This window comes from Streptomyces purpurogeneiscleroticus (assembly GCF_020024005.1).
GTDB lineage: Bacteria > Actinomycetota > Actinomycetes > Streptomycetales > Streptomycetaceae > Streptomyces > Streptomyces purpurogeneiscleroticus.
Map to the genome: position 1 here is coordinate 1 of NZ_NHSG01000088.1, position 3,716 is coordinate 3,716.

The window sequence follows — 3,716 nt, forward strand, 5'->3', positions numbered from 1 at the left end:
CGACGGAGTGCGCCGACTCGAAGACCTCGTCGGTGACCTCCAGCGACTCCAGGCCGTGCTGGGCGTAGATCTCGCGGCCGGAGAAGGGGACGGGCTGGTGAGCCCGTCCCCCTGAGTTCGGTTCGATGGTAACCGAAATGGTGCATGATCGCCCATTGGGGCGTATTTCTATGCGCTCCGTGCTTCCCGGGCGCCGGGTTGCCGGCCGGGTCAGCGTCCGAGCGTCGCGACCATGACCGCCTTGATCGTGTGCATCCGGTTCTCCGCCTCGTCGAAGACGACGGAGTGCGCCGACTCGAAGACCTCGTCGGTGACCTCCAGCGACTCCAGGCCGTGCTGGGCGTAGATCTCGCGGCCGACGGCCGTGCCGAGGTCGTGGAAGGCCGGCAGGCAGTGCAGGAACTTCACGTTCTCCTTGCCCGTGGCGCGCAGCACGTCCATCGTCACGGCGTACGGGCTGAGCAGCGCGATCCGCTCGTCCCAGACCTCCTTCGGCTCGCCCATCGACACCCAGATGTCGGTGGCGACGAAGTCCGCGCCGCGCACGCCCTCGGCGACGTCCTCGGTGAGGGTCAGCCGGGCACCGCTCTTCTCCGCGAGCCGCCGGGCGTTCACGATCACCGACTCCTCGGGCCACAGCTTCTTCGGCGCCACGATGCGTACGTCCATGCCGAGCAGGGCGCCGGTGATCAGGTAGGAGTTGCCCATGTTGTACCGGGCGTCGCCCAGGTACGCGAAGGCCAGCTCGGTGAGCTCCCGGCCGGGGCTGTGCTCGATCATGGTGAGCACGTCGGCGAGCATCTGGGTGGGGTGCCACTCGTCGGTCAGGCCGTTGTAGACCGGCACACCCGCGTGCGCCGCCAGCTCCTCGACGTTCGCCTGGGCGCTGCCGCGGTACTCGATCCCGTCGAACATCCGGCCGAGCACGCGAGCGGTGTCCTTCACCGACTCCTTGTGCCCGATCTGTGAGCCGGAGGGGTCCAGATACGTCGTGTGGGCGCCCTGGTCGGCGGCCGCGACCTCGAAGGAGCAGCGGGTGCGGGTGGAGGTCTTCTCGAAGATCAGGGCGATGTTGCGCCCCTTCAGCCGCTGCTCCTCGGTGCCCGCGCGCTTCGCGGCCTTCAGTTCCGCCGCGAGGTCGATCAGATGGCGGAACTCCTCGGCGGTGAAGTCCAGCTCCTTGAGGAAATGGCGGCCCGTGAGGTCAATCGCCACGGCAGGCTCCTAGGTCGCGGTGAACGGGTCGGGTACGGCTCTGCGGGCGCATCGGGTACGGATTCGCGGTCGTGCGGTCGCGTCGGATGCGTCCTTCCGGTCGAATTATGGAAGTGTATACGACGCCACGCATTCCTATTCAACACCCCGGGTCCGCCCACGGGCTCAGCCGATCCCGTCCCGCTCCACCGGGCAGCTCATGCAGCGCGGTCCGCCGCGGCCCCGCCCCAGCTCGCTCCCCGGGATCGTGATCACCTCGATCCCGCGCTTCCGCAGGAACGTATTGGTCGTGACGTTCCGCTCGTACGCCACGACCACGCCCGGCTCCACCGCCAGCACATTGCAGCCGTCGTCCCACTGCTCGCGCTCCGCGGCGTGCACGTCCTGCGTCGCGGTCAGCACCCGCACGCCGTCCAGGCCGAGCGCCGCCGCGATCGCCCGGTGCATGTGCTCCGGCGGGTGATCGGTGACCTTCAGCTCCTGCTCGCTCGCGCCCGGCTCGATCGTGTACGAGCGCAGCATCCCCAGCCCCGCGTACTGCGTGAACGTATCGCCGTCCACCATCGTCATCACCGTGTCCAGGTGCATGAAAGCGCGCCGCTTGGGCATGTCCAGCGCCACGATCGTCTGCGCGGAGCCGGCCGCGAACAGCCCGCGGGCCAGCATCTCCACCGCCTGCGGCGTGGTCCGCTCGCTCATCCCGATCAGCACCGCGCCATTGCCGATCACCAGCACGTCGCCGCCCTCGATCGTGGACGGATACGCCGCTTGGCCCTCGGACCACACGTGGAAACGTTCGTGCGTGAAGAGCGGGTGGTACCGGTAAATCGCCTCGTAATGCACCGTCTCGCGCTGCCGCGCGGGCCAGCGCATCGCGTTCACCGACACCCCGTCGTACACCCACGCCGAGGTGTCCCGCGCGAAGAGGTGGTTCGGCAGCGGCGGCAGCAGGAAGTCGTCCAGATCCATCACATGGAACCGCACCGACGTCGGCTCGGGGTTGCGCTCCAGGAACTCCCGCTTGGTCATCCCGCCGATCAGCGCCTCGACCAGCTCCGCCAGCGGCAGCTCGTCGAACGCGGTCCGGAGGTGGTCGGTGGCGAGCGGACCGTACTCCTTCTCGTTGAAAACCCTGTCCAGCACCAGCGTCCGCGCCTCCGGAATGCGCAGGCTCTCCGCCAGCAGGTCCCCGAAGAGATGCACCTCGACGCCGCGGTCGCGCAGGATGTCGGCGAAGGCGTCGTGCTCGGCCCGCGCGCGCCGCACCCACAGCACGTCGTCGAAGAGGAGCGCGTCCTTGTTGGACGGGGTGAGGCGCTTCAGCTCCAGGTCGGGGCGGTGCAGGATGACCCGGCGGAGGTGACCGACCTCTGAGTCGACATGGAATCCCATCCTTCCATCCTGGCCGGATTCGACGATGATCACTCGGTATCCGGGAACGTGGGTGCGGCGCGGCCCCTGGAGTCAGGGGCCGCGCCACGCGGCTCTCCCGGTCAGCCGGGCGATCAGCCCGGCCGATCAGCGCAGCCGGCTCCGTACCGGCGGTCAGCTCAGCTGGCTCTGCACCTGCGAGGAGATGATCTCCAGGTGGTCCAGATCGTCGAGGTCCAGCAGCTGGAGGTAGAAGCGGGAGGCCCCGGCCTCCGCGTACCGGCCGATCTTGTCGACCACCTCGGCCGGCGAACCCGCCAGGCCGTTCGCCTTCAGCTCCGCCACGTCCCGCCCGATGGCCGCGGCGCGCCGCGCCACCTCGGCGTCGTCCTTGCCCACACAGGCGACCAGCGCGTTGGAGTACACCAGGTCGTCGCCCTTGCGGCCGATCGCCTCGGCCGCCGCCCGCACCCGGCCGAACTGCCGCCGGGTGTCCTCGAGGGAGGCGAAGGGGATGTTGAACTCGTCGGCGTACCGTGCGGCCAGCCGCGGCGTGCGCGTCGCACCGTGCCCGCCGATCAGCACCGGCACCTTGCGCTGCGCGGGCTTCGGCAGCGCCGGGGACTTCTCCAGCTGGTAGTACGTCCCCTCGTACGAGAACTCCCCGCCGACCGGCGTTTCCCACAGCCCCGTGACGATCGCCAGCTGCTCCTCCAGCCGCGCGAACTTCTCCTTGGGGAACGGGATGCCGTACGCCTTGTGCTCCTCCTCGAACCAGCCCGCGCCCAGCCCCAGCTCGACCCGGCCGCCGGACATCTGGTCCACCTGGGCGACCTGGATGGCGAGCACGCCGGGCAGCCGGAACGTACCGGCGGTCATCAGCGCGCCGAGGCGGATGCGCTTCGTCTCGCGGGCGAGGCCGGCGAGCGTGATCCAGGCGTCGGTGGGCCCGGGCAGGCCGTCCACCGTGCCCATCCGCAGATAGTGGTCCGACCGGAAGAACGCGTCGAAGCCGAGGTCCTCGGTGGCCTTGGCGACGGTGAGGAGGGTGTCGTAGCCGGCGCCCTGCTGAGGCTCAGTGAAAATTCGCAGCTCCATCCCAGGCGTCGGTGGGCCCGGGCAGGCCGTCC

At 69.6% G+C, this 3,716-nt stretch carries 3 protein-coding genes; all 3 read right to left on the minus strand.

Annotation, left to right across the window (positions count from 1 at the left end):
* Nucleotides 1–210: 210 nt before the first annotated feature.
* The 3 genes from argF to CCS38_RS02895 all read right to left on the minus strand — a co-directional run bounded on the left by argF (nt 211) and on the right by CCS38_RS02895 (nt 3,684).
* Nucleotides 211–1,215: an ornithine carbamoyltransferase gene (argF, locus tag CCS38_RS02885; RefSeq protein ID WP_223731588.1), complete on the minus strand. Its 1,005-nt coding sequence runs from the start codon at nt 1,213–1,215 to the stop codon at nt 211–213.
* Nucleotides 1,216–1,380: 165 nt separating this feature from the next.
* A complete protein-coding gene (locus CCS38_RS02890) occupies nt 1,381–2,607 on the minus strand; it encodes an arginine deiminase (protein ID WP_223731589.1) in 1,227 nt (408 codons plus the stop codon).
* Nucleotides 2,608–2,760: 153 nt separating this feature from the next.
* Nucleotides 2,761–3,684: an LLM class F420-dependent oxidoreductase gene (locus tag CCS38_RS02895; RefSeq protein ID WP_223731590.1), complete on the minus strand. Its 924-nt coding sequence runs from the start codon at nt 3,682–3,684 to the stop codon at nt 2,761–2,763.
* Nucleotides 3,685–3,716 lie beyond the last annotated feature (32 nt).